Below are 26,572 nucleotides of genomic sequence, written 5' to 3'. Positions count from 1 at the left end.
GGTGTGCTCCGATCAGGGAATCGCCACGCGACGGGTCTGGTCGCCGGCTTGGAACACCGCGGCGCTGCCATCGATTGCCTGCAAGCGCCATGGGCCGACCGCATCACCGGGCAGCAGCACCTGAAGCTGGTCGGGCGTGAAGTCCCCACTGCTCGGCGCGACGGACACGCTGCGCTGGCCGGCGCGCAGTTCGGCGCCGACGATGCGGAACGGCAATGGCGGCGGTTCAGACTTGGCGGCGGGCTTGCTCGATGTGCGCGGCTGGACGGGGGCTGCTGCACGCGCGGCGGTCTGGCGCGTCTTGATCTGCTCGATCTCCGCGCGCAGCGCCTGAAGGTCGTCGGCGGCTGCGTAGCCGCTCAGTGTTTTCTCAACCTGGGAAGCGCGTGCTTCCAGGATTTGGCGGGTGTCTTTGAGGTCCGCCGCCGTTGCGACGGCCGGACGCTGCTGGATGGTCTCGATGGCCTCGGCCAGGGCCACCGCCTGCGCTTCGAGGCGTTGCAGACGGGAATCGAGCCGTTCCTGGTCGGCCTGGTCGCTCATCGCCTGGTAGCCGAGGGCCACGATGACGCTTAGACCGAGCAGCCAGAGCCAGAGCATGCTTTGCACCACCACGGCGGCGGTCGGGCGACGCGAAGATTGCGGAGCGTTCACGGCTGGCCTCCTGGAGTGGAAGGCATCAGCGGGAAGGTCTGCACCGCATCGGCGGCGGTCGGTTCGGGCATGGGTTCGGCGGCCACGCTGTCGCCGGGCCGCTCGAAGCAAATCTGTCGTGCGCGGTCATCCGCGTGCAGTTCCCAGGCCGGACCAGCCAGGGTGAGCAGCGCATCGCGCAAGGTCATGGGACCGAGATGCAGGTGCGCCGCCGGGAGCGGCAGCTCATACAGCTCGATCACGGCATGCGCCGTTTGGCACAGGCTGTAGCCGCTGCGCTTGAGCACATGCCGCAGCCCATCGCCGACCGTGGCGCGGGCATCCTCGGGCATCGACACGTCGATGGTCTGCAACAGCAGGTCGCGCTGCGCCGCTGTAGGGGCCAGTTCGACCAGCGTGTAGCGGGCGTAGCGCACGACCGGGATGTACTCGGGCGCTTCGGGTTCGGGCGCGGCCGAGACTTCCTCGATGGTGTCGGGCGCGACCGGCGCAGTCGTCGTCGCGCAGCCACCGGCCAGCACCGACCAAAGCAGGCCGAAAAATCCCGCCAGCAGGCGGCGTTCGGGATGGTGAAACCAGGGTGGAGAGGGGCACATAGCTCGGCGTCCTGAAACATCGAGCCCTCACCATCGCCGCTCGGGCTACGAGCGGCAGCAAACAATGCGAACCAGACAGCGCCCGATTTGCCGGCAGCGCCTTCACCAAAGAAAGGCCCCAAGTTGGGGCCTGTGAAAATGGGTCTCTTATTTCTCGTCGTCGATGCCCATGCGCTCACGCATTTCGGCGAGGAACGCCTCGGGGGCCATCAGACCATAGCGTGCCAGGCGCACAGGGATGTCCTCCGCATCGAGGTTCCCATCTTCGATGCGCTGCCGCAGGAAATCCGCAATCTCGGCTTCCAGCTTCCGTTGGGTGTCGATGGCTTCGGACGGTTGGGTGTTGGTATTCATGGAAATCTCCTTGGGATGAAAAAAGCGCAGCCACGTCCACGGAGAACGTGGGCGTGGCTGCAAGGTGGGAACAACAGAAATGCCGGCGGCGCTAGGCCGGCTTGTGGCGTGGGAATCAGGCGGCGACCAGTTGCCGGGCCAGTGCGACCTCGACGGAATCACCATCCTGGTTCAGGACATCCAGCCCCGATTCGGGTACATCGCCCGAGGTGGACTGCGAGACCATGATCTTCTTGGCCATCAGTTCGAGGCATGTCATCTGCGAGGAACCGGCGTAGCCGAGATAGATCACGCGCACGGGGTGCTTCTGCCCGATGCGCCAGGAGCGGCGGGCCGCCTGCTGGAGCGAGTACACGTTGTAGCCCGACTGCATGAACACGATTGTCGGGAAATCCAACAGGTCCAATCCCGTCTTGACCAACTCGGGGTTGGTGATGAGCACGTCGATGCCACGATCCAGTTGCTCGGCAATCCAGTCCTCGCGGCGGCTTGCATCCACGCTCGCGCGCAGCACCGCCACCTTGAAACCTTCCTGCTCCAGCAGTACCTTCAGGCGCGACGTGGTGTCGCGCGTGCCGGTATAGACCGTGTAGGCGAGGACCTTGCGGCCCTGCGCCTTCTCCTGTTTGCAGATATCGATCAGCTCACGCTCCTTGGGGCTGATCTCGAACTCGTTGAACTGAGCCGGGACGAACGCCAAGGTGTTGCGCGTGCGCGGATGCACCACGGTTTCCGACCGGAAGCAGCAATCCGGCCAGGCCAGCAGCACGTTGAGGACCACACCCAGCAGAGTCGTATCGCGTCGCGCCAGAGCCTGTTTCAGCTCCGCGGTCAGCCGGCCCGCCAGATCGCGGTAGGCCGCGGCTTGCGCCGTGTCCATCGCGACTTCGCGGAACTCTTCGTCATACGGCGGCAGGACGTTGCCGCCGATGTCCTTGAGCTTGAGGAAGATCGTGAACGGCAGGATGCAGCGCAAGACGCCCTTGGGGCCGAAGCCCGGGGCTTTGACCGTGCGCACCGATACCTTGGTGCCCTTGGCCGTCTTGTGCGCCGTGCCGGCGCTCTCGGAGTAGATGTCCTTCAAGACCCCGTGATCGCGCATGAACGCCATCGCGGCCGAGGTCATGCTGCCGCTCGTGGTCGGGCGGTAGCCGTCTTCGATCATCCGCCCGGGAAGGGCTCGGAACAGCAGGTAGAACAGGTCGTCCCCGTAGCCGCCCATCAACGTGCCGGTCAGCAGCAAGGTTTTGCGAGCCTTCGCCGCCAGCACGCCCATGGCTTGGCCCTGGGCACTGCCGCCGTTCTTGTACTCGTGTGCCTCGTCGGCGATGAGCAGGTCGAACGTGCCTTGCGGCAGGTATCTCTTGATGAACTCGGACGGCTGATAGCCGCCCTCGCCAAACCCGAACTCCATGTTGGCCATCGCGCGTTCCATGCGCGTGGCCTGACGGTCGGAGAACACCAGTTCGCCGTTGCCGTCCATGAGGTTGATGAACTCATGGATGTTGTCGCCGAGCATCGAGGCCAGGAAGCCGTCGCCGAACTTCTGCATCAGCTTCTGCGCGGTGACTTCCCCGATGGTCGGGATGCGCTTCAAGGCTTTGAGGACGGCCGAGGACTGATCGCTGCCGGACAGGCTTCTCGGGCGGATCAGCGTCCACAGGGGGGCGGCGCAGTGGCTGCACTTCCTGCGGGATTCCTCGGCTTCGAGTTCGACCGGGTTGACCGGCTCGCCGTCGAGATCGGTGATGACCGTGCCGCAGTCCGGGCACGCTGCCACGTTGCCGTGGCGGGTACGCCGCTGAGTGAAGACAGGCTTCCAGTGGAACCCCATCCGCATCCTGACGCGCCCCAGGACAAAGAACTCCTGGCCCGTGGGCTGCACGCCCAACTGCTCGCGTAGCTTGATGAGCTTGACCAAGGTATCGGGGCCGTTGAGCACCCACACCTTGGCGCCTGCTACCGTCTCCTGGATCTCGCGCCGCCACTTGTAAACAAGGTGCGGCGGCGAAAGAACCAAGGTGCGGCGGTAGCCTTCGGCGTTGAGCACGGCGGCCGTGGCGATGCCGACGGTCGTCTTGCCGCAGCCCATTTCGCCATTGACGATCGCGGCATGTTCGCCACGGTCAATCAGCAGCTCGGCGGCGGCATGGACGACTTCGGCCTGGGCCTGGAACAGCTTGCGCTTGAGGCTGGCGACGATGAGCTGGCGATGTGCCTGCGGTTGGCCGGTATAGACCGGCGGATTAGCGCTGTTGAGGGCGTCGAGCAGTTCGTCGCCGAACTCGCCGACGAAATCCTGAAGGCTCAGGGTCAGAGGGGAAGATTCCGCATCGAGCAGTTCGCCCTGTACGGGCGCGGCTTCAGCGGCATTGGTTTCGAGATCGAGGGACATGGTGATGCTCCAAAGAAAATGGGGCATGCACCACCCCCAGTGGGGCAGTGGCATGCCCCGTGGTGGGAAGTAAATCGGCGCGTGGCCGAAGGTGGTTGAAGGTGCTGGCCTGGATGGCCAGCGGGTGAACCGTGCTCAGTCCTCGGACGGCAGAACGATGACGGTGGCGCGGCGCTCCGCGTCGGTAACGATGCGAATGGCCAGCCCCGGGTGGATCACGTAGTGCGATGCCAGCGAAGCACCTGATTGAAGCGCGGTGCTGTTGGCCTGCCATTGCTGGACGTTGACGTCGCCCCAGTCACCACGGGTGTGGCGCCTGAAGTACGGGATCGGGTCGAGGCGACCCGAGCGGACCAGGCGGTCAATGCCTTTGCTGAAGATAAGCGCCCCGATGGGGAACGCCAGCCTCTGGCAGTAGGTTTCGATGCGATGTGATGCCATGGGCTCCTCCTTGAAAGGTTATTGAGCCACGACACCCCTGGCGGAGTGAAGTGGCTCCGTCAGGTGGATGAGAATGACGATGTGGGGCCGTCAAATCAGATCTTGCTCCTCGGATAGCTGGACCACCGTGGTTTCATGGTCCTCGCTGGTCTTGACGATCAGTGCCAGGTCCGGCGTGATCCTGAACTGCGAGATCATTAGGTTGTCCTGTTGGATTGCGACGTTGTTGGCTTGGCGGGTGGCCTCGTCGATCTCGCCCCAGTCACCGCGCACGTGGCGCTGGACATAGGCCAAGGGGTCGATCAGGCCTTTGCGTGCCAACCAATGCACCTTCTCGCTCAACTTCAGCGTACCCGGTGCGAACAACGGTTGCTTCTGCGGCGCGGGCCGCTTGAACGGGTTTGCGAACATGGTGTTTCTCCTTCGATGTGGGAATAGCAGGACGGCAGCGCGTCCGGTGAGTCAGCGGATGGTCAACACCTCGCCCCGTGTCGCGGAGCCAGGCGTCATGTCCCACGCGCGGATGACGGGCACAAACTTGTCGGTGAGGATGCGGGTCTCGGCGATCGAGCCGTCTTCGCGTTCGGTGAATTCACGCTGGAGCGTCTTGTCCTTGTGGGTGTCACCTTTGACGACGAGCACGCGCCCGGTCTTGGAGCGCACAACCCCCGAGATCGCGCCCGCGGCCAGAGCCAGGGCGAGATGCCAGTGGGACAAAGCCCGCGCCGGTGGACGCAGCGACTGCTGCGCGGCCCCCAGGTGCGTGTCCAGCGACGGCCAGAGGCCTTGCAGCCTGCCAACCTCGTCGGCGAACTGCTCGGGCTCCATCGTCACGCGGAAGAAATGCTCCGGCTCGGCCGGACTGGCGGGGACGATGTACGGCAGGAACGGCCAATCGCTCGGCAGCTCCTCGGCTTCGACTTCGCCAAGCCCAACCTGCAGCAGCAGATTGCGCACGGCCTTGACGCCATCGGGAGCCTGTTCACGCTGTCGCACCCTTCGGCCGAAGATCACCACCTGCTTGAATTGCGTTTCCACCGCTCGGTAGATGCGCAGGTCCGTGTAGTGGCGTGTCAGCCAACCGACCAACTCCGCGTCGAGCACGTAGCCGGGGACGATGAAGACCAGCACGCCGCCGTACTGCAACAGCGACAGCGAACGCTGATAGAACAGCTTTTCGAGGCGGGCACGGCCCTGGCCTTGGTAGCCGATGTTGCCGTTGACGTCCTTGGACAGGTCGCCATACGGCGGGTTGAGCCAGAGCAACCCGAAGGATTGCTTGGAGACCATCGTGTCCATCAGGTCCGCGTGCAGGCAGTGATCGACCAGGCCGCGGGCATGACGTGCCCGCTCCGGGTCGAACTCGACGGCGAACGCCTTGGCCTGCTCGCGCCCGAGGGCATGGGCGGCTTCGGCGATCGCCACGCCTTCGCCGGCGCAGGGATCGAGGATGCACATCGGCCCGTCGCTGGGCATCAGTGCGTTGAGGGCTCTTTCGAGCGTGGGTTCGTCGGTCGGGTAGTAACCGTTCTTGGCGAAATTGCGGGCAAGCCGCGGGAACATGAGGGCCATGGAAGTCTCCTGGTTGGCGGGGAGGAATGGCGGAAGCACGCCAAGGCGTGCCTCCGCAGGTGGGTCAAGCCGCTACCGCTTCCGGCGTCCAAATCTTGGCCGGATACGGATAGGCGGTGAGTACGTCACTTCGGATCAGGGAACCCAGCGCCAGGGTCAGCGCCGGCACGTCGATGGCGAGCCGATGGCCTTCCAACGGCCCGAGGGCGAACGGAAGGCGGGCCAGCATCTCGCGGGTTTGCAGCAGTTCCAGCACGGTCTCGCGCCAGTGGTCGAGCAGCGGCAACGGGCAGGTGTCCCGCACCAGCATCCACAGGCGGTCAAGCCGGTGGGAGCTGTCGCGTGGCAGCAATGCCAGCGCGCTGGCGTTGGCCTTGTCGGGCTTCACGCAACGCCGGTCGAACAGCCACACGTTGGACAGCGAACCGAACAGCGTTCGCCGGTAGGCGCGGGTCATGCGCTTTTCCAGGCGATCGACGTTGCCGACGAACACCGGGACGCTGCCGCCCTGGTCGGTGATGACGTGGAACTGGTCCAGTCCTTGCTCGTCGCGCCCGAGGGTCAGGCGAGCGAGGAACTGCTGGACGGCGGTGTCGCGCGCCCAGATGGACAGGAAGATCAGGTTGCCCTGGTCATCGCCGACGCAGGCGTCGGCCATCACGTCCGGGCATTCGTCGATGCGGTACAGCGTGGAAGAAGTGTTTGCGGGCATGGTGGTGTCCTCGGATGAACGGGAACAGCACCGCCCGCCGGGGCAAGTACTGCCCCAGGGGGTGGAAGAAAATCGCTCAGTCCGGCTCGAACTGCCGGGTGTGCGGGTTGAAGTGAAGCGCCTCGTCCACCGCGGTGATCGGCGTGAAGCCGTCCAGGTAGATGTTGTTGAGGTACTGGTCGCGGTAGGTCAGCGCCTGCCGCGCCTGTTCCTCGGTAAGGCCGTTGCTGATGAAGTACTCCTGCATTTCCTCGTCGGAAGACACTTCGTCGTTGGACAAACTGCCTTCAACGAGTTTCAACAGTGAGGCGGGGAGCGCAGCCAGGATCGGGTCCATGTCGGTTCCTCCTGACTCAGGCCAACAGCGCCGCGGCGGGTGCCGTGGATGCCGTGGGGGTGCGCCGCCGCGCGTGGTAGGCGCGAACGCCTGCACGCCAGTCGGCGGACTGCTCCGGCGTCATGTCGAGGTAGCTCAACGGGCACGAGTAGTAGTACGGGTGCATGGACTCGTCCAAGGGCTTGTAGCCCCATTGGCTGCCGCTGCGCTCCAGAAGATCGCAGCGGATGTAGCGCAGGGACTGGCCCGGTGCGAGATCACGATGCACGCCTTCGGCCCTGGCCGTCACTTCCGCGACGGACCAGAGGACGTTGCCGCGCAGCGTGTGGGCGATGACCTTCACGCTGGCGCGCTCGGTCTCCTGCGGTGCGATCAGTTCCGCGATCAGTTCAGACCGCGATTGGGGAGAGAAATACCAGCCCATGAGAGGCCTCCTGAAGAATGTAGAGCCAGAGGCCTCCCCGTGGGGAAGAACCCCCAGCGGGTGATGGAATGCCGCGTGTGCGGCGATGGAATGCAGTGCGGGCTAGGAACCGCAACCGGCCGGGCAGCAACCCAGCGTGATCCCATGCGAACAGCAGCCGTTTTCAGCGAGCCAGTCCTGGGTTTCCTGCCGTTCGGCGGGTGTTGCGTAGTCCCATTCCTGGGTCGCGATTTCCAGCGCATGAACGCGCTGGCTTTCCGGCAATCGACTGGCTTGCGCGTCGATCTCCGAGCTGAAAAGCGTGACCCAGTGATCCCAGGACAGGCCGCAACCACGTTGGGCATGCTCGGCGGCCGTCTTGCAAACGGCGCGCCACGCGGTTTCGTCCAGCGCGGAACGGGGTGTATCGCAAGTGATGATGGACATGATGGAGACCTCCAGAAGAAAGCCGAGGCCACCCCCGCATGGGGAAGGAACCCCGGCGGGTGGATGAAGAACACCGCGGATGCGGTGTCTGCAATCACGCAGGTTGCAGTTCGGCCTGGCGGCTCCACTCCTGCGTCTTGAAGTCCAGCGCGTAGCCCAGTTCGCCCAGGCGGGCGATCTGCGCGCGCAGGGTGCGGCGGTCGATGGTCGAATCCAGCTTCACAGACTCGCCCAGCGGCCACAACAGGCCGAACAGCGCGGCGTCGCCATCCTCGGTGCTGCCGGGGGCAGCAGCCGCAGCAGGCGGCGCGTCCACGCCGAAGGGCGTGGTATCGACCAGCGGGTCCGCGGACGTCTGCACGGGTGCAGGTTTGGCGGACCTGGATGCCTTGGCGGGCTTGGCCGGCGTTGTCGCAGGCTGTGTCCCTTGCTCTTCATCGAGCGGATCGACTTCCTGCGGAGCAAAGCTATGTGCTTCGGCCTTGCTCAGCTTGTCGATGCCGAAAAGTGTCATACCGTCCAGGTTGGCGCGCATCTCGAAACGCATGCTGCCGTCGCTGATCGGATAGCCTTTGAGGAAGATGTAGCGAAGAACGAATTCCCCTTGGTACTTGCCCTCGGGGTATTGCTCCAACTCCGCGTCTTTAATCGTGAACTTGCCGAGTTGGCATTCGAGCTTGCCAACGTTGAACTTTCCGTTGCGGCCGTGAATGGTGCGCAGCGCGAGCTGGCCCGGGACGATGATGGGCGTGGCCGATTTCTCGGGTGCCGATGTGACTGCCATGATGCTTCTCCTTGAGGAATAGGAAAAAGGCAAGGCCCCGTGAGGGGCCATGCCGGATCAGAACGAAGCAGCCAATGCCGGCTCCTGCTCTTCGACTTCACCTGCGGGCTCGCGCTCGGCGGACTCGATAGGCTGGTCGGCAGCGGTGTCGGCGGCATCCTCGGCTTCGGGCGCGGGTGCGTCCTCGGCCTGCGGCGCCTCGGCTTGCGCCTGGCTCGTCGGATAGACCTGGGTGCCGTCGATCTTGATCAGACCGATGTGGATCAGCGTCGATTCCAGGCTCGCTCCCGGCTCCCCGGCGCGCTCACCCTTGGTGCGGATGTACGGATCGATCTTCATGTCGTTCAACTTGAAGGCGATCAGCACCTTGCGGTCCCCTTCGATGGCCTGCACGCACCGGCGAACCAGGTGCTCGGCTTCAGGGGTGGCGACGATGGTGTCGAAGTACCGATAGTCCGGTTCACCGACAGGCCCGGCCAGAGCCGCGACGCAGCACGACAGGAACGGATCGCCATCCTTGGGGGTGACGTCCTTCGGACGGCTGAGGTAGCCGATGCCGCGGGTGATCAGCTCGTGCTGCTTGATGGAAGCCAGTTCGGCCCGGTCAAGCGGCTCGGCCTTGAGCAGTCGCGCCTTGAGGGACGCGGCGGCTTCACCCTTGCGCTCGCCCTTGTCGCGGATGTACGCATCGCCCCACAGGTCGCCGAGGCGGAAGCGCACCAGCGGGCGCTGCTTGGGATCGTCAACGCCGATGTAGCGCTGGACGAGGTTCTTGGCCTCGGCACCCGAGACCTTGACGTCGAAGTAGCGGTAGCTGGGGTCCCTGGCGGGGCCGACCAGCGCGGCAACGGTGCATGCCAGGAAAGGCTGCGCACGGCGGCCGCCCCGGACAGGCACTTCACGGACACGCTGGATGTAGCCGATGCCCGAGGTGTGGAGGTCGAAATACGATTTCTCGTTGGACGTGGTGTTCATGGTGAATCTCCATAGGGAAGAAGCGGAGACACACCAGCCCCACGCATGCGGGGAAAGGTGCGTAACCCCGCGGTGGGTCGATAAGGCGAAAGCATCCGCCACCAGAGACTGGTGGCCGCTCGCGGATGGATGCGGTGCGAGCTGGCTCGGTCACGCAGTGGGAACTGCGACGCAACCTCGAAGACCGATGGTTGCCTGGCATGTCGCTGACAACGTCAGCAGGCATGGGGTCAGCATGGCCGGGCCTCGCGCGCGCGACAGCAATCAATCGGCATCCGGGCGCTTCCCATTTTTTCCAGGCTGCCCAGTTCCGCCCAAAAGAAAGCCCCCGAAATGGGGGCTTCAAGGGGTATGCGGACATTTTTGGACTACGCCGATTCCACCGCCGCCAGTGACAGATACGTAGCGGTGGCGGACAGCTCCAGATCATCTGAGCTTTGCAGAATGCGAGTGAAAACGCTGTCTTTCGGGTCGAAGAACTCGCCGAAATCGTCGCCGCCAAGCTCGGCGCGTGCCAGTTCCCACCAGTCATCGAACGGGTCGGTATCCGGGTTGCAGCCGACGGCATAGGCCAGCAGCTTCACGCGGCCATCGGGGCGGCGCTCTCCGCGCTCGGCGAGGAAGTACACGCCCTGGTCCTTGGCCAGGGCGACGCGGCATTGGTTGGCGATGGCCTCGGCAAGCACGGGGCGCAGGTCGGAGCCTCTGAATCGCAGTGACATGGTTGAAATCTCCTGTATGGATGAAGAAAAAAGCCCTCCACCGAAACGGATGGAAGGCTTGTGGGGCAGTCGCCGGTAGGCTGTGGACTGATCAGTCGTGCCGCTAGGCTTCCTGTCTGGCGCGTCAGGCTGGAACCGCCTGACGTTGACGAGAGGCTTTGGCGTCGATCACGCTCACGCCGATCAGGCGCCAGCGCCCGTCGTCGATGAGCCGCTCCAGCACTTCACCGAGCATGTCGAAATACACCTCGTCGTGCCTATCGATCAACTCACCGTCGCGGTGCAGCTCCACCACGTAGGTGTCGCCGCCACGGTCGTAGAGGATCGTCACCTGACCCTCGAACTTGGTGGTTGAGACCGTGAAGCTGATCGCCGGCGGGGTCTCGATGATCTTGGAGGGCTTGGGATCGACCCAGGCGAAGTCGCGGGCACCTGCATCGACCAGCATGTGGGTGATGCACCGGAACCCGTCGGGCGCGGGCATCTCCTCCAACTGCTCGATGAGTTGGCCCAGCTCCATGCACTGCGGCTCGGGAATTGGCAGCTTGGCGGGTGCTTTGCCAAGGATATGCCTCGTGATGGTGTAAGGCGTGCCATCCGAAGTCTTCTCGGTGACGACTTCCGGGGTGTCCGCGCGCAGCCCGTCGAAACGTCGCCGGGCGTAGGGTTGGACATGGACCTTGGCGCCCTCGCTGGGAACGGTGGTCACCAGGTTGGGATCGAGCACGGCGAACTCGGAAGGCTTGAGCTTGACGACGATGGCATCGTCGGTCGCGGAGACCACCTTGCCGTTGAAGGGCTGAGGGTCGATGGCGAAGCCCAACGTCGAGGACTGCGGCTGATCATCGAATACGCGGTATTTGAACGAACGCACGTTGCGAGGCATATGGCCCGCGACAAGCGAAGGCATCATGGATTTGATGAGGGAACGGTCCATGGGAATCTCCTTGAGGAAGAACAAGGGATTCCCCGCCCGCAAGGGAGAGGTCCCTTGTGGGTGGCGTGAACGGACGGGGTACGTCCATAGGAAGAAACGACCAGCACGGTTTCCCGCACTTGCAGCCTTGAAGGTCTCGGCTGCCAGGGCATGTGTCGGCAACGCCGACGAACATGGAGCAAGGATGGCTCTGGAATGGGCGGCCTGCCCGCAAGAAATCGCACAGCGTCGCACCCGCTTTCCTGCGCTGCGGACAAGAAAAAGCCCCTCGAAAGGGGCTTGGTTGGGTCAGGCTTCGTACACGAAGTAGTGCTCGCGCTGACGTGGGAAGAAGACATGCTTCCATGTATCGCCGCTGGTGTTGCCACCGTCGAAGACGACCATTTCGTAGTCGTCAATGTCGGTGTCCACCAGGTCGGCGCTGGCGATATGGCGCATGTGCAGCGTGCCGCTCATGCGCTCGAATACCAGGATCTGGCCGATGGCGTCGTCCTGGCCCATGGCATTGACGCAGGCGCCGAGCTGGTGCTCGAAGTCTGGCGTGCGCGAGATGAGGTCGGGGAACATGAGGTTGCTCCTATGAAAATGGATCAGCCCGGTTCCGGGAGGGAGACGGGCCGGTATGGGGGAGAACAAAGAGGAAGGATGTTGCGTCGAGCGGCTGCTAGGATTCGGCCAACGGCAGGCCCAACAGCACGGGTGCGTCGGCGTCGAGAATCAGGATGCGCACATCGGCCTGGCCAGCCAGTTCAATGACGTTCGCCAGGTCATCCGGCATACCCTTGCTTCGGTGCTCCTGGCGAAGCTGCTCCGCACTGATGCCCTCGGCGTGGTCCAGGTTCTTGTCCGTCCAGGGGGTGGAGATCAGCTTGATGCCGATCGCCGGGCTGTACGGAACCCGGAACGCGATGAACAGGAAGGCCTCCGGCGTGGCGAGGTCTGCCAGGTTGGCGAGGTATTGGCTGGTTTCCTCGCTTATGTGCGCGCTGCTGATTTCCCAGCACCGGCTGTAATAGCCGGTCTCGAAACTCAGGCGCTGTACGACCTCCCGCGCTGCCTCTGCCGAATAGGCGTCGCCGACGTGGATGGGGCGGCCGTCGAAGTCATCGCCATGGATGGCATAGACCACGGCGCCGATTACGCCTTCGCCGCTGACACCTTCTCCGGCATCGCATTCGGCCAGTACCTCGGCACTCACGGGTTCGGGACCATTCCTGACTACGGCGAAATCGCTGGTGACGATGCACGAGGATGAAATCATTTCCTCGTCGGAAAGGTGCTTTTGGCTCGGGTGGATGATTCGCCAGACATGCGGGCTTCCATCCTCGTAGCTGATGCACAGCGTGCGGACGATTTTCAGATTCCAGTATCCGCGGAGAAAGGGATTGGGTTTCAGGGACATGGGAACTCTCCAGATTTGAATAATGGAGCCAATCCCCGCCACCGGGAATTGGACCCGGTGGGTTGAAAGTGGAAAATGCGTCAGTCGGCGCTGATCGTTGACGTCTGAGCCAGCCGTTCGGCGATGCGATGGCGCACATTTAGGCGAAATTGCTCATCGGTGATGCCGGCAAGCAGGTTGGCGGCCTCCAGCGCGATCAACGCTGAGGCCTCTTCGATGTCGGCGGCCAGGATGGTGTTGCGCAGTTGATCGCCGAGTTGAAGCGCCTGCGAGGACGTTCTGAAGACCTGGACCTCGCGGCTCAGGTAGCAGCCGTTGCCGCCGAACTCGAATAGCCTTGGCTTGCTGCAATACCAGCAGCCCTCAAACTGTATGGCGGTCAGGTTATGGCCATCATCGAAGCGGGTAGCGATCAGAAGCAGGGCTTCCAGGTCCGCGCTGTCCTCGAAGTGGTGGTGCTCTATCAGGTTCTCCAGCTCCCCGTCCTGGTCAGCACCGAAGTGCGCGGCCAGCCGTTCAAGCAGAGGCGGAATCGACAACTCTTCGTCGTCGGGCATGGGGATTCCGAGTTGTGTGGCCAGGTTTTCCAGACCGTCCAGCACATCTGTCCAGCGTGGATCATTGGTCTCGGCGATCTGGGCGATGTAGGCCTGCCCATTGCCGGGATGGTTTTCGTCGAGCGCGAAGGCATCGAACAGTGCCTTGATGACGGGAGTAACGCGGTCGAGCACGAGAACGCCCGTGCCTTCGTAGTAGTTGTTTGCCATGCTGGCTCCTTTCGAGAAGAGCGGAGCCAGCCCCTGCGGACGATGGCATCCGCAGGGAATAGCCCAGGGCCGTTGGCGCCGGGCGATGGGGAAGAAAAATTGAGGGACATGGCCTTATGAGCGCATGTCCCTCACGGGAGGATCGAGAAGACAGTGGCGTGCCGGAGACCGACTCACCAACCGCTGTAGTTCACCAGCAGGTCGGCGATGACCTTGCGGCGTTCCAGATCGAGACCGTCGAAGTCCGACAGCCCGTGGAAGTGGCAGCGCTTGAGCATGGCACCGCCCTCGCGCGCGTTGTAGAAGCTGACCATGGCGGACAGGAACATGCGTTCGCCGCTGCTCAGGACGCCGAGGGCATCGTTGAGCCGCAGCATGTCGGGACGCAAATCCCACTTGGTGTTGGCCCGGTTCAGGCCTTCACGGGTGCCGTCGCCGAACCACTCGGGACCAGCAATCTCGACACCGCGCTTCCAGGCCTCGAAGAAGGCTTGGGGCGCGGCAGCGAAATGCTGCTCTTCCCGCATGATCTGATCGACGACTTCCCGCGGCAGTAGCTGGTTCATGATGTGATTTCTCCAGTTGGATCAGGGAATGGCGAGCTGGGACCAGCCGCCTCTTTCGAGGGCGCGTTGAGCCGCGGCATAGCTGCGGAAGTACTCGCGGGATTCCCGCGAAACGGGACCTTCGGTATCGCGCGTGCCGATGTAGTGGCCGGCGGCGCTTTGCAAGACTTCGAGCGGCAGGAACTTGCCGCAGTAGGTCAGGGCCAACTGGCCGAAAGAGGCTTGCTGGGACATGGACGGGCTCCTTGGAAAAGCGGGGCCTTGTCCCTCACGGGATGGCAGCTCCCGCACGCGGTTGATAAAAAGCATCAGCGTCACGGGGACGCTCATCCGCAGAATTGATGCGATGCGGACTGGTGGGTGACGCGGGAGAGACCCGCGGCAGCCTGGAACCCTGGCTGCTGGCATGTGCTGACGAATCAGCGAACATGCGGGCAGCTTCTTGCGAGGGCCGTGCTGCGTCAGTTGGAAAACCGCATCCGGCACAGCCCCGATTGATGGGCTCAGAGAAAAGAAAAGCCCCGCGTCGAGTGCGGGGCTGTCAGGAGGGTGCGGTGGTGCTGGGTCAGTCGGGCTTGTCGCCCAGGACATGCTGCTTCCACAGGTCGAATGCCTGCTCGGGCGGCAGCTCGGCGAGGATGACGATGGGCTGGGCCTGCCGGGCGCGCAGCGAAGCGAAGTACGACTTGCGGTCGGCGATGGCCTTGAGCTTGATGCCCTTGATGAACAGCAGTTTGCGGTCCTTGATGAACAGCACCTTGTTGCCGATGTCGCGGTTGAACGCGGCTCGCACCTTGCGTTCCGCGTGCATGGCATCGGCCAGCTCATCGACCAGGAAGTCGAGCGTCATGGCGATGTAATGAGGGTCTTCACCCTCGTGGCCCAGGTCGAGCGGCGCAGGCGGCAGGCCCTTGGCGAAGGCTTCGGCCTGCGCCAGCAGCGCCGCCTTGCCGTTGAGTGCGTGGAGGAACGTCGAGCCGCCGTGGCCGTCGTTGCGGGCCTCGGCGATGGGAATGCCGTCGAACACGATGGTCGCGGTGAAGCACAGCGTTTCCTCGCTGGCGAAGTCGGCCACCTTGAGGTTCTTCAGCGTGATGCGGTCTTGCTTGGTGATGGTTTCCATGGGAGATCCTGAAATCGACCGGGTGGCGACATGCCCCTAACGGGACGTGGCGACCATCCCGTGGGTTGGAGAAAGGAGGCATCGATGCCCCGGTGGGCAGCGTTCGCCGGTGAGATGCCGAAGCGAACTGGTGGGTGGCGTGGGCGGAACCCACGGCAGCCTTGACACCCTGGCTGCGGGCTGCTGCCGATACATCGGCAATGCAGGGAGAGAATGGCGCGGCCGGCAGGCTGCGTCGTCGATCAATCCGAATCGGTCAAGTCCGTCTTGTGCAGGCACTGCACCAGCCGGTTGCCCAGCCAAGCCATGCACGGGACGGCCATGGAGTTGCCAATCGCCTTGTAGCGCGGAGCGTCTGCGGCAGGCTTGCCGCGATACGGGATCAGCGTGTAGTCGTCGGGCATGCCCTGCAGCCGCTCGCACTCCATGGGCATCAGCCGCCGCACCCGCCATTGCGACCAGTCCGCTGCACCGGATTCATTCCAGTCGTAGCGGAAATGTGCCTCGAAGTCGGGGGCCAGGACATGGGGCTTGTCTGCGCCGCCGCCGCTGGTACGCAACGCCGCTGCAACGCTTCCGCCCAGTTCGGCGGCAAGACCCTGCGTCCGTCCCCGCAGGGCAACGCAGGCCACCATCGGCACACCGTAGCCCGGCTTGCCGTTGGACAGGACGGTGCAAGACACCTGTCCATGCCCCGACTCGAAGCGCACTTCGCCGCGGTTGTTCTGCGCGAAGGCGATGGCGGGTACGACGCCTGCGTTCGCATGGCTGTTGCGATGCCCGCCGGCACGCAGCGTCGGCGTCAGGTCGATCGTGGCGTCCGCGCCGCTGCCCTGGGCGGTGAAGGCGATGATCGGCACGCCCTTTCCCGTACCGTCCTCGCTGCTGCCCTTGCCGTTGTTGGCGGTGTCGAGGGTGTGGGCGATGCTGCCGGCGATGGACTGCACCATGAACGTCTCGGTGCGGATGTCGTGCTTGGGACCCGCGGCCATCAGGCATGCCGCAACATCGACGGGGCCGATGCCGCCGCTGAATCCGAACGTCGTCGTGACCTTGCCGTAGGGCTGGTTCAGTCCAGCGAATCCTGCGTATCCGCCTGCTGCAGCAGCACCCGATCCAGCAGCGCGGGCAGCTTCTTGCCACGGCGCGCGGCCCGCAGAAGAATCCCCGCGCAGGCCTGTGCGCTCAAAAAGTACTTCGGAGGGATCGAGGTCATCACCACCACATGCCACAAGAAACACGCGCTTGCGGCGTTGGGCGACACCGAAATATTGAGCGTCGAGCACGCGCCAGGCGATGCGGCGGCGGGGTCCAGACACACAACCAGCGTGCGCCCATTTTTCCCCTGGCGGCTGGAGCGCACGGCTTTCTCCGGCCAGTGCTCCCAGGAAATGCCCGAAGGCATTGCTGCGGTCGTTGAGGACGCCGGGGACGTTTTCCCAGACGAGCGTTGCCGGCGGGCGGCGGTCTTGGTGGCGGGTTTGGTCGATGGCATTTGCAAGCTCCACATAGGCAAGGGTCAAGGCGCCGCGCGGGTCGTTCAGCCCCTGGCGCGCGCCGGCAACGCTGAACGACTGGCACGGCGTGCCGCCGNCCAGGATGTCGGGNGCCGGCACGATGCCGGCGCGCACCTGACGGGCGATCGCGGTCATGTCGCCCAGGTTGGGCACATGGGGGTAACGGTGGGCGAGCACGGCGCTCGGGAACGGCTCGATCTCGGCGAACCACGCGGCTTTGAGGCCGAGGGGTTGCCATGCGAGGCTCACGGCCTCGATGCCGCTGCACACGCTGCCGTACAGCAGTGGCGCGGCCTGGGGCGCACCGCGAAGGGTGCAAGGTTGCGGGTTCATGTCGGGTCTCCTGTTCGTGTGGCCCGGGGCGGGCCGGGACGTTGATAGGCAGGAGAAAGGCGCCGAAGGCCCTGCGGCCTTCGGCTCGGGAGGACAGAACCACCCGTGGGCTGGTGCAGGCCCGGTCGTCGCTAGAACCGTCTGCTCATCAGCAATCACACCCGGCGCATGTCGTGGTTCGCGCCGGCATCGTCTGGCGCACATCCGCGCACAAAGGGAGCCCGTTTTTGCGCCGGCGGGCACCGGCACCGAATACCGCTGACCACGAAGGGTCTCCGGGTGGCTCGCGCAGCTTGGCAAGCCACCGGGGGACCCTTCGCAGAGGCGGGAGAAATGCAGATCAGCAGAACGCGCAGGAGGCGGTTCGCGGAGAAGCTACCTTCAGGTCCCGCGGCCGGGGACGGCCAGGCGGGACGCGCACACGGACAAGAAGGCGTTGCGCGCTGGGCGTCCCGCAGGGCGTGCGGAACACAGGCCGCGCCGCCGATGGCGGGCACGGCTCACGGGGAACGGGGTCGGTCAGGAGCCTTTGCGGCCGCTGCGGCGCGGGCGCGAGGCACCACGCCTGGACGTGCCGGATTCGACCGGCAGCGTGCCTTTGCAGTCGGGGTAGCGACTGCACGACCAGAATGGGCCGCTCTTGCCGGTGCGCTGGCGCGTCGGTGCGCCGCACTGTGGGCAAGGCGGTCCGTGGGGAACCTTGATGGACAGGGACGTGCTGCCGTACTGCGCGATCAACTGTGAGATCCATGCAGCCTGCTTGCCGATGAATACGTCCAGCGTGAGCTGTCCAGCTTCGATCATGTCCAGCGCCTGTTCCCAGACGGCGGTTGTCCCTGGGTCGGCAATCGCTGTGGGCACCGCGTCGATCAGGGTGAAGGCCGCATCCGAGGCACGGATGGCGCGGCCCTTCTTCACGAGGTAGCCCCGCGTCAGCAGGCCACTGATGATGTTGGCCCGCGTCGCTTCGGTGCCGATGCCGACCGTATCCTTGAGCTTCTGTTTCAGGCGCGGGTCCGAGACCAGTTTGGCGACGCCCTTCATGGACTTGACCAACTCGCCCTGCGTATAGGGTCGAGGGGGCAGCGTCTTGAGCGCCTTCAGATCGACGTCGGCCACCTGACATGCCAGGCCCTCGCGCAGCGCGGGCAGTACCTGGCTGCGCGCCGCAGGGTCGCCATCCTCCTCGGATTGCGGTTCGGCCAGCACCAGGTGCCAACCCTTGACGACGACCTGCTTGCCGGTGGCCGCCAGCGTCTGCTGGCCGCAGGAGAGGTTCGCCACAGTGCGGTCGAACTCGTGGTGAGGAAGGAATTGCGCCAGGTAATGCGCCCGGATCAGCCGATACACTGCCAGTTCTTTCTCACTCATGGTCGAGAGGTTCGCCGGTTCGAGCGTCGGGATGATGCCGTGGTGAGCAGACACCTTCGCGTCGTTCCAGGCGCGTGAGCGTTGAGTGCGGTCGAGCTGGTCCATGATCGGTCGCAGCAAGGGATCGGTCTTGACCAGGCTGTCGAGGACCGTTGGCACCTCGGCGAACATGCTTTCGGGCAGGTAGCCCGAATCGGAGCGCGGGTACGTCGTGGCCTTGTGCGTCTCGTATAGGGCCTGAGCAATGTCTAAGGTCTCCTGCACATCGAGCCCAAGCTGCCTGGAACACACCTCCTGCAAGGTCCCCAGGTCGAACGGCAGCGGCGGGCCTTCCCGCACGCGCTCGGTTTCGACCGCCACCACCTGGGCGCTGTCCGCGGCGCGGATCTGCTGCGCGGCGTGCTGCGCGATGGGCTGCTGCAGGCAGCGGCCGGCGTCGTCGGTGCATGTGTTCGGGGGAACCCACTGCGCGGTGAAAGCCTGGCCACCAGCGGACAGGGACACGTCGATGGCCCAGTACGGCACGGACACGAAGGCGGCGATCTCGCGGTCGCGGTCCACGACCAGTTTGAGCGTGGGGGTCTGGACGCGGCCGACCGACAGCACGCCGTCGTAGCCAGCCTGTCGTCCCAGCACCGTGAACAAGCGGCTGAGGTTCATGCCGACGAGCCAGTCCGCCCGAGAGCGTGCCAGCGCCGAGTAGTACATCGGCAACGTCTCGGCCGATGGCCGGAGCTTGCCGAGTGCCGCGCGGATGGAAGCATCGTTGAGCGCCGACAACCACAGCCGTTCGATGGGGCCGCGGTAGCCGCACAGGTCGATGATCTCGCGGGCGATCAACTCGCCCTCGCGGTCGGCATCTGTGGCGATGACAAGCTGGGTCGCCTTAGCCAGAAGCGCCTTGACGACCTTGAACTGCGTGGCGGTCTTCGGTTTGACCTCGACCCGCCAGTGCTGAGGAATGATGGGCAACTGCTCGATGGACCAGCGCTTCAACTGCTCGTCGTAGGCTTCGGGCGCTGCGGCTTCTACGAGATGGCCGATGCACCAGGTGACGGTGACGCCGGAACCGTTGAGGCAGCCTTCAGCGCGCTGCGTGGCACCGAGAATCCGGCCAATGTCTTTGCCCTGGGAGGGCTTCTCGCACAAGAACAGCCGCATGTCCGTCCATCCCGATTCCCGTTGTTCATGGAGTTGCTGGAATCGAGGATGCCGAGCGCCACCTGGGGCAGCAGCAAACAAGCCGCATGCGGCGGTGACCGCTTTCACGGGATGGAATGGCTTGTGCGGGGGTGGCGCGTGGCCGCAGGTGTGCGGACCGGGAGCCGCGATATGAGGGAGCGCGTGAAAGTCGGTGGACGTTGGTGGAGCTATCCCCTGGGGATAGCTCGCGAGCGCATGGAGGGCGGCGAAGACGTGCGACCGCCCTCCATGCCGGTTCACTTCCTGCGCTTGGATTCTTTCGGCGCAGCCGGTTCCTGCGCGGCCTGGGGCTTGGGCTCTGCCTCTTGCGGCTTCGGGCTGAGGGTCACGGATTCGATGCGGTACGGCAGGATGCCGACGCTGCGCGCGTTGATCTGCCAGGTCTCGCGCGGCTGATCCTCGTTATCCGTCCAGGGTTCGCGCTCCATGCGGCCGACGACCAGCACGCGCATGCCTTTCTGGTACAGGTCCTTCCAGTGCTCGGCGTCGCGGTGCCAGATTTCCACCGGCGCCCAGAAGCCGCCCCGGTCCTCGAACGTGCCATCCTTCTTCGGCACAGGGTTGTCGAAATAGACGTTCAGGCGTAGCAGGCGACTGGGTTCGTCGTTGCCGTTGGGGAATTCGCGGTACTCCGGTGGCGAACCGATGTTGCCTTCGCCGGAAAAATGCGTGCTCATGATGTGATCTCCGTGGTGGTTGAAATACCCGTGCCTCGTCGGCGCCGGGAGCGTGCTGGGTGCCCGGCGCAATCACCGATCGCGCATTGCGGCGGGAATGGGCGTGAGCCGGCGCAGGTAGGCGTCGTCCGCCTCGGCCGCCTTGCTGGCGCATTCCTGCGCCTGCCTGCCCAAGGTGTGCAGCAGGCTGATCTGCATGTTCAACGTGATGCGCTGCAGCTCGATCGCGTGCAGGTCGGCCAGCAGGTTGACGGGTGTGCTGCTGCTGGCGACCAGCTCCCGCCACAGCGCCACGCCCATGGCCGACCTGTCGTGTCTGCGCCAGCGCAAGAAGACGGTTCCTGCGCCAGTGGTCTGTTGGGCCAGTTCGATGGGCAGCAGGTGGAAGGGGTGCCCGCATGCCTGCTCCAGTACCTGTCGCTGTGCCAGGGCAATCAACTCGTCGCGCATGGCGAAGCACTGGCTGGCCCAGGCCTCGAAGTCCCCTTTACCCTTAAAAGGCTTTAAAAGGCCTTTTAGATAGGCCGCGTGTTCCAGCCGCATGAAGGCACCCTGTTGCAGGCCTCGGAAGTAGCGGGTCGGTGGGTTCGGATCGCTCATGCCGGCTCGTCCTCGCCGGCTGCGGCTTCGGGCGACTCTGCGGTGGTGGTTTCATCGCCGAGCAGTGATGCTTCGGCAGGACCGTCGCCGCGCTGCTTCAGGCCACGGCGCACGATGGGCGGCGCAAACTTCGACCGGCGCGTGCCTTCCAGCACGTCCTGCGGCAGTTCGCCATACTTCTCCAGCGCTGCCCGCGCTGCGGCATTCTTCGACGCGAAGTCATCGCGTGTGCAGCCCGAATAGCGATACTGCTGGGCCAGCGAGAACAGGCTGCGCAATGAATGTGCGCCCTCGTTGAGCCAGCGTTCCAAGGTGCTGCGGTCAATGAGCGCGGTGTGATGGGCGAGGATCAGCTTGCGGGCGATGTCGTCGTAGTCGGCCAGGAGATAGACCGCGGCAAAGCCGAGCTGCGCGTTGACGAAGAGCGGGAGCTTGACCGGCTGCACGTTGAGGTTTTCGCCCAGGCTGAGCGCCGGCGGCACACTCGCCAGCGCCTGGTCCACCTGCTCGCGCAGCGATTGCAGCGTGACCTTGGTGTGGTCGAGCTTGTCCTCGATGCGCAGCATCCACCAGTCCGAGTACGGATCGTCTTGTTCTGAGCCCCGCCGCATCTTGTTCATCTGAGCGATATAGCCATTCAGGCCGACGATGCCCGGTCGCCCCTCGGCGGCGGCGCGGCCATGCCAGATGCGGGAAGCGTGATGGGTGTGCAGGGTCAGCGACATCGCACTGCGCAGGGAGCCGAGATTCAGTTGCAGAGGTTCATTGGTTGCCATGGTGTCTGCTCGTTGTTGGAAAAGGAGCGGCCAGCTTCGACAGGAAGCGGAAGGCAGTCAGTCAAGAATCCGAATCCCGGCGGGCCCCGGTTTAGGGCGTGGCGGTTGCATGCGGCGCGAGCTATCCCCAGGGGATAGCTCCATGGAGCGCTAACGAACGCTGCACGCCGAGATCAGGGGGGACAACGCCGATGCTGCGGCAGATGGTCGATCCCAGGCCTGCGACAGCTTGGCGTTGTGCCCAGCAGCGGAACTATCCCCAGGGGATAGCTCTACTGGCGGCCATGGGCATCTAGTTTCACCGCCTGGCATGCCGACTCATTTGCTGGCGAGCAGATTGCGTAGCCGCTCGATGTGCTGCTTGGCGACTTCTGGCGGCACTGGCTTACCCTGCGGCTGAGGTGGCGGTGCTGGTGGTGGTCGCTCGTTTGGTGGGACGGATGCCGATGGCGCGTCTTTCTTGGCCCAGGCATTGAACTCGCCATGGATGGCGCGCTGGATGATGCCGAACAGATACCCCGCAGGATTGCGTATGCCATGACTGCTGCATCGTGTGGCCCATTCGTCCAGCACGGCCTGTCTCAGCGCGGCATCAACCTGCTGCAATGCCACCCTGGCACCTGTCTGCTGCTCTGCCTTCAGTTCCGTGAAGCGCTTGGGCCATTGCAGATCGCCCAGCGCGCGCGCCTGCGCGGTAGTACGTACTTCATTAATACGACTACTACGTACTGTACGGGCCTGCTTCGGATTCCGAAGAGAGGCGTTTGGCACGGGTTTCGCCCCTGCTTCGGATTCCGAAGATGGGTCATCCGCATTCCGAAGAAGGCTCGATACTCCTTCTTCGGAATCGTGGGCGGCGTCCTCCTGTGGATAACTTGCGGCGGCCGTGATGCCTTGGCTGGCGAGGCGTTCTGCCAGAACCTGCAGCCGCGACGGCAATGTGCGCCCGGAGAGCAGCGGATCTTCCGCGATCTCCTTAAGGGTGTTCAGGCCGACCATCTGGACGGCCTTGGCCGAATGGCCGAGGGACTGGCTGACCAGTGCCAGGTAGTCGGCGTCGAGCTGCATGGCCTCGAAGGGCGTCAGCGGTTCATCGTGCAGAACGTAGAGGTTGCCGAGGATGCGGCCGGTCTTGGGGTCACGCCGTCGCCGCACCAGGCTCAACCATCGGGTGAGGCGCAACAGCGTCAACGCTCGGGCCACGGTTTCATGCGAGGCCTGCCCGGCGCAGGGCATCGATGCCAGCCAGGGTCGAAGCTGCTCATACGTCGGGAAGGCTGTCACGCCATCGTCGTTGAGCATCAGCCGGAACACCTGCCAGGCGTTGCGCTCCAGCGGCGTAAGGCGACGGTCGAGGAACAGTCGCCGCGGCACGGTCTCATGCCGGTTGCCGCTGAAGAGGAAGGCATCGCCGGACGTGGCGGGCGTCGGCGCAGGCATAGGTGCTGGCGCACTGGGCTTGGGCACGAGGTCTTTCAAGGCGGCGTCGAACAGGTCCGCGAGTGCGACGGGGCCACGGCGTGGTGCGGTGTCGTCCACGGCCATGGCTCAACCCAATCCTTGATCGACCCAGCTCTTGATCGAGGCCCAGACCACCGACAGAGGCAGCGACATGCCTTCGGCCAAGTCCATGGCGGCGTCGAGAATGGAGGTTTCGTCTTCGAGATCGACATTCCTGCTGCCGGTCACGGCCTTCCATTGCCGCCACAGATCCGTGTCCTGTTTCTCGTCCAGCACGGGGTGGCGGCCCTTGCGCTTGGGCAGGCCGAGGATTTCGCGGCGAAGCGCCACCTCTTGGTGGGTCAGGCCATAGAACCGACTGACCATCTCGGTGCTCGCACCCAGCCTGAGCATGCGATCGACCGTGGCGATTTCCTTCTCCACGTCCTGCGCCTGCTTGAGTAGTCGCCGGAGCACTTCGCGGTTGACCGTCACCGAGCACCAGGAGACGTTGGCGTTGGCGAGCACGCTGATCAGCGCGGGATGCTTGAGGGCGTCCAGTTCTTCCTCACCAAACCCCATCAGTTTGCACCGGCGCAGTTGCCCATTGCGCAGGTCATAGAGGGCCTGCGCGATGACGGCCTGGTTGAGTGGGTGTGGTGCGGACATGCTGGCCTCCCTCGCTCACGTTCCAAGGTCCGCAGCGCCGGCTTCAAGATCGAGCAGGCGCCGGGCCAGCCGCAGCAGCCGGAACAGCTTGACCAGCGCGGTGTCGCTCAATCGCTGGGCCGCATCACCCTGGCCGTGCAGCAATGCCGGCAGGTCGATGACGATTTGCCCGTCGTGCAGACCGACGTCGGCGGGCCGCTGACCGGCCAGGCACGCCAACAATGCGAGGACGGAACGGCCCAGCGGCGCCGGACTTTGGGTGCGGGCCCGGCAGGCGAAACCGATACCCTCTGCACGGTCATCAATGCACTCGTCCAGGTCTGCCTCGCTCGCGATTTCGCGGGCGAACTGTGCGATGTGGATGCGCAAGCGCTCGGCAGTATCCAAGCCGGGATCGATGTACCAGACATCGGAGATCGGATAGAGCCCGCCAGCCTGCACGGGGATGGACTGCAAGACGCTCGCCGAGAAGTCGGGAGGCAGCGCATCGCCCAACTGATCGGCGACCATGCGCTGGATGGACTGGAGCCGTTCGGTCGTCGGTGCCGGCGAAACGATGTGCTCCCGAAGCAGATCGCTCCCCGCCGCAGGGCTGGCCGGACCCGCCTGACTGGTATCCGTGTCGCTCTCGCGCGCAGGTCGGCCTGCAGGCGGCGCTGCCGATGCAGCCCCTGCGGTGGGTGGCGCGGTGTTGGCAGTTGGGCGCGCGATGGTTTCCGACTCCGGCTCCGGCAACGCAGGCGGCGTCGAGGGCGGCGTTGGGTCGCTGATCAAGGCGCGCTGCCGGCTTTCGGATTCGGTCATGTCCAGGGCGAGCACGTCGTAATTGACACCCAGCAACTCGGCCATCTGGCCGATCAGCTCGTCCTGTACGCGCTGCGCGGAGAACTCGTCGGCCTGGACGTCGAATTGCGACAGCGCTTCCTGGAAAAATTCGTCGAAGTCCTGAACCAGGGAGCGGCCCTTGGCGTAGCGCTCCCACGCGAGCATGCAGGCTTTGCGCATGACCGACAGGCGTTCGACCTGATGGCGACCGAGGCCGCCATAGAGCACGGTGGGGATCGCGGGCAGGAGATACTGCACCGCGTCGTTCATGCGGCTGATGTGCGACTGTTGTACCGGGAAGCCATCGGCAGCGAGGCGGCGGGCCAGCTCGGACTGGCTCAAGGTAGTGCCGCTTTCTTGCTCGTAGAACTCGCGTGCCTTCTCGACGCCGAGGGCGCGCTCGATGAACGTGAGGCCCCCGCGTAATTCATTCTCGGCCAGGTGGCCGGTCAGCATGACGACTTCGCCGCGGCTGGGCCACGGCCGGAACAGGCACGATATACGGAAAAACCGCTCGTCCTTGGTCTCTGACCATAGTTCGCGCAGGATCGCCAGCCGCGTATTTCCGCCGTTGCGGATGATGTAGTGGTCCTCACCTGGTCGGCGAGTGATGGCCGGCGCCGCGTCCAGACCGCGCTCGCGGATGGACGCCTTGATTTCCTCGTAGGCCGGGTTGCGTTTTTTCCTGGGATCGTGGTCGTAGGGGCGCAACTGATCTAGGGTCACGACCATGGGTGTGTCGGCGATCGGGTCGCTCAAGGTCGAGGCTGACGGGCCGCTGCGCTCGAACCCGGCCGCGAGCAGCTTGCCAGCCATCTGCTGGGAGGTGATCTCAGCCATGGCCGCCTCCCTGCGCTTGGTATCGGGCCTCGCGCTCGGCGCGGCGGATTTGCGCACGGGCATTCAGGGTCGCCCGGTGGTCACTGGCCGTCGAGCTGGTGTAGATCGCGGCGCAGCCAGGCTTGGTGAACTTGAGGTGGCCGCCAGGCGTGCGTTTGACGTGCCAACCTTCGCCAACCGCGAACTCGATCAGGGCGCGAAGCCGCTTGTGGCCTCGGGCAAGCTCATGTGCGTTCGCCATGGAACCTCCCGGCATCAAGAGGGTGTGGCGGACGGCCGGACACCATGGCAAATCGGTGCCGCCATTGCGGAAATAGTTCGTCTGCGAGGCCGCGCATGGTGTCGAGCGCGGCGGGGGCGACTCTGCCCGGCGGCTGGCGGTATTCGACCCGATGCACTGGCAATCCGCGCGTAGCTGCACGCGGATACGCCTCGATGGCCGGCACGTCGGTGGCCAGCACGCGGATGCCGGCATGGTCCTGGAAAAGATCGCGCAGGGCCTGCTGGATCAGCCGTGCATTGGCTGACACAGGGTGGACGCGATTGATGAGCAGATGCAGAGGTGGAGGCTCGATGCCCAGGTGCCGGTAGGGCGCAATGTCTTCGAGCAACTGCATGGTGCCGCGCCGCAGCTCGCGCGCCGCGAGGATTTCCGGGGTCACGGGCGACAGCGCGAGGTTGGAGGCGAGTACCGCCATCTCCAGCAGCACCGATCGCGCGCCTTGGGTGTCGATCAGTACCAGGTCATAGAGAGGCGCCAGGACCGGCAAGAGATGGCGCAACCGCAGGCGGCCATCCGGCGCGTGCAGCAGCAAGGTGTTCAGCTCGCCTCGGTGGTCGTTGGAGAGCACCAAGTCCAGGCCCGCGACGATCGTGCGGGACACAAGCAGCCCGAGGTCGCGCTCGTTGAAGGCCAGCAACTCGTAGATGCCACCAGGTGCGCGGTGACCTAGCTCGTAGTACGAGGACAAGGTGGGCTGCACGTCGAGGTCGAGCAGTAGCACACGCAGCCCCGCGTCGGCGGCAAGCCCGCCGAGGTTCGCGGCCGTGGTGGTCTTGCCGACGCCACCTTTTGTTGAAATGATGGATACGACCTGCATGGCGTTCTCCGTGTGAGGATGGGAAGTCCGCTGG

General features: G+C 64.7%; 30 protein-coding genes and 2 pseudogenes. All 32 read right to left on the bottom strand.

The genetic code is table 11. The annotated features are described in order from the left end of the window. Positions 1-12: 12 nt before the first annotated feature. The 32 genes and pseudogenes from ACNA0I_RS09405 to ACNA0I_RS09250 all read right to left on the bottom strand — a co-directional run bounded on the left by ACNA0I_RS09405 (position 13) and on the right by ACNA0I_RS09250 (position 26,538). On the bottom strand, positions 13-654 hold the full coding sequence (locus ACNA0I_RS09405; RefSeq protein WP_009459681.1) for a hypothetical protein: 642 nt from the start codon (positions 652-654) through the stop codon (positions 13-15). Next, positions 651-1,250 (bottom strand): PFGI-1 class ICE element type IV pilus protein PilL2, encoded by a 600-nt coding sequence (gene pilL2, locus ACNA0I_RS09400; protein ID WP_009459682.1) that lies wholly within the window; start codon positions 1,248-1,250, stop codon positions 651-653. The genes ACNA0I_RS09405 and pilL2 overlap by 4 nt, the downstream gene beginning before the upstream one ends. Positions 1,251-1,397: 147 nt before the next feature. Continuing rightward, positions 1,398-1,604, bottom strand: coding sequence for a hypothetical protein (locus ACNA0I_RS09395; RefSeq protein ID WP_009459683.1), 207 nt, complete (start codon positions 1,602-1,604; stop codon positions 1,398-1,400). 115 nt (positions 1,605-1,719) lie between these two features. Beyond that, positions 1,720-3,999, bottom strand: a complete 2,280-nt coding sequence (locus tag ACNA0I_RS09390; protein WP_019726337.1) for a helicase-related protein — start codon at positions 3,997-3,999, stop codon at positions 1,720-1,722. Between the two features lie 135 nt (positions 4,000-4,134). Further along, entirely contained in the window at positions 4,135-4,440 is a 306-nt protein-coding gene (locus tag ACNA0I_RS09385; RefSeq protein WP_009459685.1) for a hypothetical protein, read from the bottom strand. Positions 4,441-4,530: 90 nt separating this feature from the next. Next, positions 4,531-4,851 (bottom strand): hypothetical protein, encoded by a 321-nt coding sequence (locus tag ACNA0I_RS09380; protein ID WP_009459687.1) that lies wholly within the window; start codon positions 4,849-4,851, stop codon positions 4,531-4,533. A gap of 51 nt (positions 4,852-4,902) precedes the next feature. Then, positions 4,903-6,051, bottom strand: a complete 1,149-nt coding sequence (locus ACNA0I_RS09375; RefSeq protein WP_219805742.1) for a DUF6094 domain-containing protein — start codon at positions 6,049-6,051, stop codon at positions 4,903-4,905. 25 nt (positions 6,052-6,076) lie between these two features. Continuing rightward, positions 6,077-6,724: a hypothetical protein gene (locus ACNA0I_RS09370; RefSeq protein ID WP_019726336.1), complete on the bottom strand. Its 648-nt coding sequence runs from the start codon at positions 6,722-6,724 to the stop codon at positions 6,077-6,079. Between the two features lie 76 nt (positions 6,725-6,800). Further along, positions 6,801-7,061 (bottom strand): hypothetical protein, encoded by a 261-nt coding sequence (locus ACNA0I_RS09365; RefSeq protein ID WP_009459691.1) that lies wholly within the window; start codon positions 7,059-7,061, stop codon positions 6,801-6,803. 16 nt (positions 7,062-7,077) lie between these two features. Beyond that, complete coding sequence (locus ACNA0I_RS09360; RefSeq protein ID WP_009459693.1) at positions 7,078-7,485, bottom strand: hypothetical protein; 408 nt, start codon at positions 7,483-7,485, stop codon at positions 7,078-7,080. Positions 7,486-7,587: 102 nt separating this feature from the next. Then, complete coding sequence (locus ACNA0I_RS09355) at positions 7,588-7,911, bottom strand: hypothetical protein (protein WP_009459695.1); 324 nt, start codon at positions 7,909-7,911, stop codon at positions 7,588-7,590. Between the two features lie 94 nt (positions 7,912-8,005). Then, complete coding sequence (locus ACNA0I_RS09350) at positions 8,006-8,695, bottom strand: DUF3275 family protein (protein WP_009459697.1); 690 nt, start codon at positions 8,693-8,695, stop codon at positions 8,006-8,008. Positions 8,696-8,752: 57 nt separating this feature from the next. Further along, positions 8,753-9,670: a DUF3577 domain-containing protein gene (locus ACNA0I_RS09345; protein WP_009459698.1), complete on the bottom strand. Its 918-nt coding sequence runs from the start codon at positions 9,668-9,670 to the stop codon at positions 8,753-8,755. A 368-nt stretch (positions 9,671-10,038) separates the two neighbouring features. Continuing rightward, entirely contained in the window at positions 10,039-10,392 is a 354-nt protein-coding gene (locus ACNA0I_RS09340; protein WP_009459699.1) for a DUF3085 domain-containing protein, read from the bottom strand. Between the two features lie 124 nt (positions 10,393-10,516). After that, positions 10,517-11,329 (bottom strand): hypothetical protein, encoded by an 813-nt coding sequence (locus ACNA0I_RS09335; RefSeq protein WP_019726335.1) that lies wholly within the window; start codon positions 11,327-11,329, stop codon positions 10,517-10,519. A gap of 288 nt (positions 11,330-11,617) precedes the next feature. Continuing rightward, positions 11,618-11,896 carry a hypothetical protein gene (locus tag ACNA0I_RS09330; protein ID WP_009459701.1) on the bottom strand — a complete coding sequence of 93 codons (279 nt, stop codon included), beginning with the start codon at positions 11,894-11,896 and terminating at the stop codon, positions 11,618-11,620. A 97-nt stretch (positions 11,897-11,993) separates the two neighbouring features. Continuing rightward, a complete protein-coding gene (locus ACNA0I_RS09325) occupies positions 11,994-12,731 on the bottom strand; it encodes a DUF5983 family protein (RefSeq protein WP_009459707.1) in 738 nt (245 codons plus the stop codon). 80 nt (positions 12,732-12,811) lie between these two features. Continuing rightward, the gene (locus ACNA0I_RS09320) at positions 12,812-13,498 is read right to left on the bottom strand and encodes a hypothetical protein (RefSeq protein WP_009459708.1); all 687 of its coding nucleotides are present in this window, start codon (positions 13,496-13,498) and stop codon (positions 12,812-12,814) included. Between the two features lie 173 nt (positions 13,499-13,671). Next, a complete protein-coding gene (locus ACNA0I_RS09315) occupies positions 13,672-14,064 on the bottom strand; it encodes a hypothetical protein (RefSeq protein ID WP_009459709.1) in 393 nt (130 codons plus the stop codon). 21 nt (positions 14,065-14,085) lie between these two features. Continuing rightward, positions 14,086-14,298 carry a hypothetical protein gene (locus tag ACNA0I_RS09310; protein ID WP_003290186.1) on the bottom strand — a complete coding sequence of 71 codons (213 nt, stop codon included), beginning with the start codon at positions 14,296-14,298 and terminating at the stop codon, positions 14,086-14,088. A gap of 331 nt (positions 14,299-14,629) precedes the next feature. Beyond that, positions 14,630-15,187, bottom strand: coding sequence for a hypothetical protein (locus tag ACNA0I_RS09305; protein ID WP_009459715.1), 558 nt, complete (start codon positions 15,185-15,187; stop codon positions 14,630-14,632). Between the two features lie 242 nt (positions 15,188-15,429). Beyond that, a pseudogene (locus ACNA0I_RS09300) lies at positions 15,430-16,780 on the bottom strand (DNA cytosine methyltransferase); the annotation flags it as partial. Positions 16,781-16,795: 15 nt separating this feature from the next. Then, a pseudogene (locus ACNA0I_RS09295) lies at positions 16,796-17,037 on the bottom strand (DNA cytosine methyltransferase); the annotation flags it as partial. Between the two features lie 519 nt (positions 17,038-17,556). Then, entirely contained in the window at positions 17,557-19,569 is a 2,013-nt protein-coding gene (locus ACNA0I_RS09290; protein WP_009459717.1) for a DNA topoisomerase III, read from the bottom strand. Between the two features lie 278 nt (positions 19,570-19,847). After that, positions 19,848-20,288, bottom strand: a complete 441-nt coding sequence (locus tag ACNA0I_RS09285) for a single-stranded DNA-binding protein (protein ID WP_019726334.1) — start codon at positions 20,286-20,288, stop codon at positions 19,848-19,850. A 72-nt stretch (positions 20,289-20,360) separates the two neighbouring features. After that, on the bottom strand, positions 20,361-20,888 hold the full coding sequence (locus tag ACNA0I_RS09280) for a DUF3158 family protein (RefSeq protein ID WP_009459718.1): 528 nt from the start codon (positions 20,886-20,888) through the stop codon (positions 20,361-20,363). Then, positions 20,885-21,664: a PFL_4669 family integrating conjugative element protein gene (locus ACNA0I_RS09275; RefSeq protein ID WP_009459719.1), complete on the bottom strand. Its 780-nt coding sequence runs from the start codon at positions 21,662-21,664 to the stop codon at positions 20,885-20,887. Before ACNA0I_RS09275 ends, ACNA0I_RS09280 begins: the two co-directional genes overlap by 4 nt. A gap of 318 nt (positions 21,665-21,982) precedes the next feature. Continuing rightward, positions 21,983-23,209 carry an STY4528 family pathogenicity island replication protein gene (locus ACNA0I_RS09270; RefSeq protein ID WP_009459721.1) on the bottom strand — a complete coding sequence of 409 codons (1,227 nt, stop codon included), beginning with the start codon at positions 23,207-23,209 and terminating at the stop codon, positions 21,983-21,985. A 3-nt stretch (positions 23,210-23,212) separates the two neighbouring features. Continuing rightward, the gene (locus ACNA0I_RS09265; protein WP_009459723.1) at positions 23,213-23,773 is read right to left on the bottom strand and encodes a DUF2857 domain-containing protein; all 561 of its coding nucleotides are present in this window, start codon (positions 23,771-23,773) and stop codon (positions 23,213-23,215) included. A gap of 15 nt (positions 23,774-23,788) precedes the next feature. Beyond that, positions 23,789-25,438 carry a ParB family protein gene (locus ACNA0I_RS09260; protein ID WP_009459725.1) on the bottom strand — a complete coding sequence of 550 codons (1,650 nt, stop codon included), beginning with the start codon at positions 25,436-25,438 and terminating at the stop codon, positions 23,789-23,791. Beyond that, complete coding sequence (locus ACNA0I_RS09255) at positions 25,431-25,679, bottom strand: hypothetical protein (RefSeq protein ID WP_019726333.1); 249 nt, start codon at positions 25,677-25,679, stop codon at positions 25,431-25,433. The genes ACNA0I_RS09260 and ACNA0I_RS09255 overlap by 8 nt, the downstream gene beginning before the upstream one ends. Further along, entirely contained in the window at positions 25,663-26,538 is an 876-nt protein-coding gene (locus ACNA0I_RS09250; RefSeq protein WP_009459727.1) for a ParA family protein, read from the bottom strand. The genes ACNA0I_RS09255 and ACNA0I_RS09250 overlap by 17 nt, the downstream gene beginning before the upstream one ends. Between the last annotated feature and the right edge of the window lie 34 nt (positions 26,539-26,572).

Source organism: Bordetella muralis (genome assembly GCF_965139205.1).
In the GTDB taxonomy this organism is placed as follows: domain Bacteria; phylum Pseudomonadota; class Gammaproteobacteria; order Burkholderiales; family Burkholderiaceae_B; genus Bordetella_A; species Bordetella_A muralis.
The sequence above is the reverse complement of the archived record's forward strand: the minus strand, read 5'-3'. Positions and strand labels throughout refer to the sequence as shown.

What these genes read in the sequence shown, in the direction of transcription:
- pilL2 (WP_009459682.1), bottom strand. Translation starts at nt 1,250, where the DNA reads ATGTGCCCCTCTCCACCCTGGTTTCACCATCCCGAACGCCGCCTGCTG.
- ACNA0I_RS09395 (WP_009459683.1), bottom strand. Translation starts at nt 1,604, where the DNA reads ATGAATACCAACACCCAACCGTCCGAAGCCATCGACACCCAACGGAAG.
- ACNA0I_RS09390 (WP_019726337.1), bottom strand. Translation starts at nt 3,999, where the DNA reads ATGTCCCTCGATCTCGAAACCAATGCCGCTGAAGCCGCGCCCGTACAG.
- ACNA0I_RS09385 (WP_009459685.1), bottom strand. Translation starts at nt 4,440, where the DNA reads ATGGCATCACATCGCATCGAAACCTACTGCCAGAGGCTGGCGTTCCCC.
- ACNA0I_RS09380 (WP_009459687.1), bottom strand. Translation starts at nt 4,851, where the DNA reads ATGTTCGCAAACCCGTTCAAGCGGCCCGCGCCGCAGAAGCAACCGTTG.
- ACNA0I_RS09370 (WP_019726336.1), bottom strand. Translation starts at nt 6,724, where the DNA reads ATGCCCGCAAACACTTCTTCCACGCTGTACCGCATCGACGAATGCCCG.
- ACNA0I_RS09365 (WP_009459691.1), bottom strand. Translation starts at nt 7,061, where the DNA reads ATGGACCCGATCCTGGCTGCGCTCCCCGCCTCACTGTTGAAACTCGTT.
- ACNA0I_RS09360 (WP_009459693.1), bottom strand. Translation starts at nt 7,485, where the DNA reads ATGGGCTGGTATTTCTCTCCCCAATCGCGGTCTGAACTGATCGCGGAA.
- ACNA0I_RS09355 (WP_009459695.1), bottom strand. Translation starts at nt 7,911, where the DNA reads ATGTCCATCATCACTTGCGATACACCCCGTTCCGCGCTGGACGAAACC.
- ACNA0I_RS09350 (WP_009459697.1), bottom strand. Translation starts at nt 8,695, where the DNA reads ATGGCAGTCACATCGGCACCCGAGAAATCGGCCACGCCCATCATCGTC.
- ACNA0I_RS09345 (WP_009459698.1), bottom strand. Translation starts at nt 9,670, where the DNA reads ATGAACACCACGTCCAACGAGAAATCGTATTTCGACCTCCACACCTCG.
- ACNA0I_RS09340 (WP_009459699.1), bottom strand. Translation starts at nt 10,392, where the DNA reads ATGTCACTGCGATTCAGAGGCTCCGACCTGCGCCCCGTGCTTGCCGAG.
- ACNA0I_RS09335 (WP_019726335.1), bottom strand. Translation starts at nt 11,329, where the DNA reads ATGGACCGTTCCCTCATCAAATCCATGATGCCTTCGCTTGTCGCGGGC.
- ACNA0I_RS09330 (WP_009459701.1), bottom strand. Translation starts at nt 11,896, where the DNA reads ATGTTCCCCGACCTCATCTCGCGCACGCCAGACTTCGAGCACCAGCTC.
- ACNA0I_RS09325 (WP_009459707.1), bottom strand. Translation starts at nt 12,731, where the DNA reads ATGTCCCTGAAACCCAATCCCTTTCTCCGCGGATACTGGAATCTGAAA.
- ACNA0I_RS09320 (WP_009459708.1), bottom strand. Translation starts at nt 13,498, where the DNA reads ATGGCAAACAACTACTACGAAGGCACGGGCGTTCTCGTGCTCGACCGC.
- ACNA0I_RS09315 (WP_009459709.1), bottom strand. Translation starts at nt 14,064, where the DNA reads ATGAACCAGCTACTGCCGCGGGAAGTCGTCGATCAGATCATGCGGGAA.
- ACNA0I_RS09310 (WP_003290186.1), bottom strand. Translation starts at nt 14,298, where the DNA reads ATGTCCCAGCAAGCCTCTTTCGGCCAGTTGGCCCTGACCTACTGCGGC.
- ACNA0I_RS09305 (WP_009459715.1), bottom strand. Translation starts at nt 15,187, where the DNA reads ATGGAAACCATCACCAAGCAAGACCGCATCACGCTGAAGAACCTCAAG.
- ACNA0I_RS09290 (WP_009459717.1), bottom strand. Translation starts at nt 19,569, where the DNA reads ATGCGGCTGTTCTTGTGCGAGAAGCCCTCCCAGGGCAAAGACATTGGC.
- ACNA0I_RS09285 (WP_019726334.1), bottom strand. Translation starts at nt 20,288, where the DNA reads ATGAGCACGCATTTTTCCGGCGAAGGCAACATCGGTTCGCCACCGGAG.
- ACNA0I_RS09280 (WP_009459718.1), bottom strand. Translation starts at nt 20,888, where the DNA reads ATGAGCGATCCGAACCCACCGACCCGCTACTTCCGAGGCCTGCAACAG.
- ACNA0I_RS09275 (WP_009459719.1), bottom strand. Translation starts at nt 21,664, where the DNA reads ATGGCAACCAATGAACCTCTGCAACTGAATCTCGGCTCCCTGCGCAGT.
- ACNA0I_RS09270 (WP_009459721.1), bottom strand. Translation starts at nt 23,209, where the DNA reads ATGGCCGTGGACGACACCGCACCACGCCGTGGCCCCGTCGCACTCGCG.
- ACNA0I_RS09265 (WP_009459723.1), bottom strand. Translation starts at nt 23,773, where the DNA reads ATGTCCGCACCACACCCACTCAACCAGGCCGTCATCGCGCAGGCCCTC.
- ACNA0I_RS09260 (WP_009459725.1), bottom strand. Translation starts at nt 25,438, where the DNA reads ATGGCTGAGATCACCTCCCAGCAGATGGCTGGCAAGCTGCTCGCGGCC.
- ACNA0I_RS09255 (WP_019726333.1), bottom strand. Translation starts at nt 25,679, where the DNA reads ATGGCGAACGCACATGAGCTTGCCCGAGGCCACAAGCGGCTTCGCGCC.
- ACNA0I_RS09250 (WP_009459727.1), bottom strand. Translation starts at nt 26,538, where the DNA reads ATGCAGGTCGTATCCATCATTTCAACAAAAGGTGGCGTCGGCAAGACC.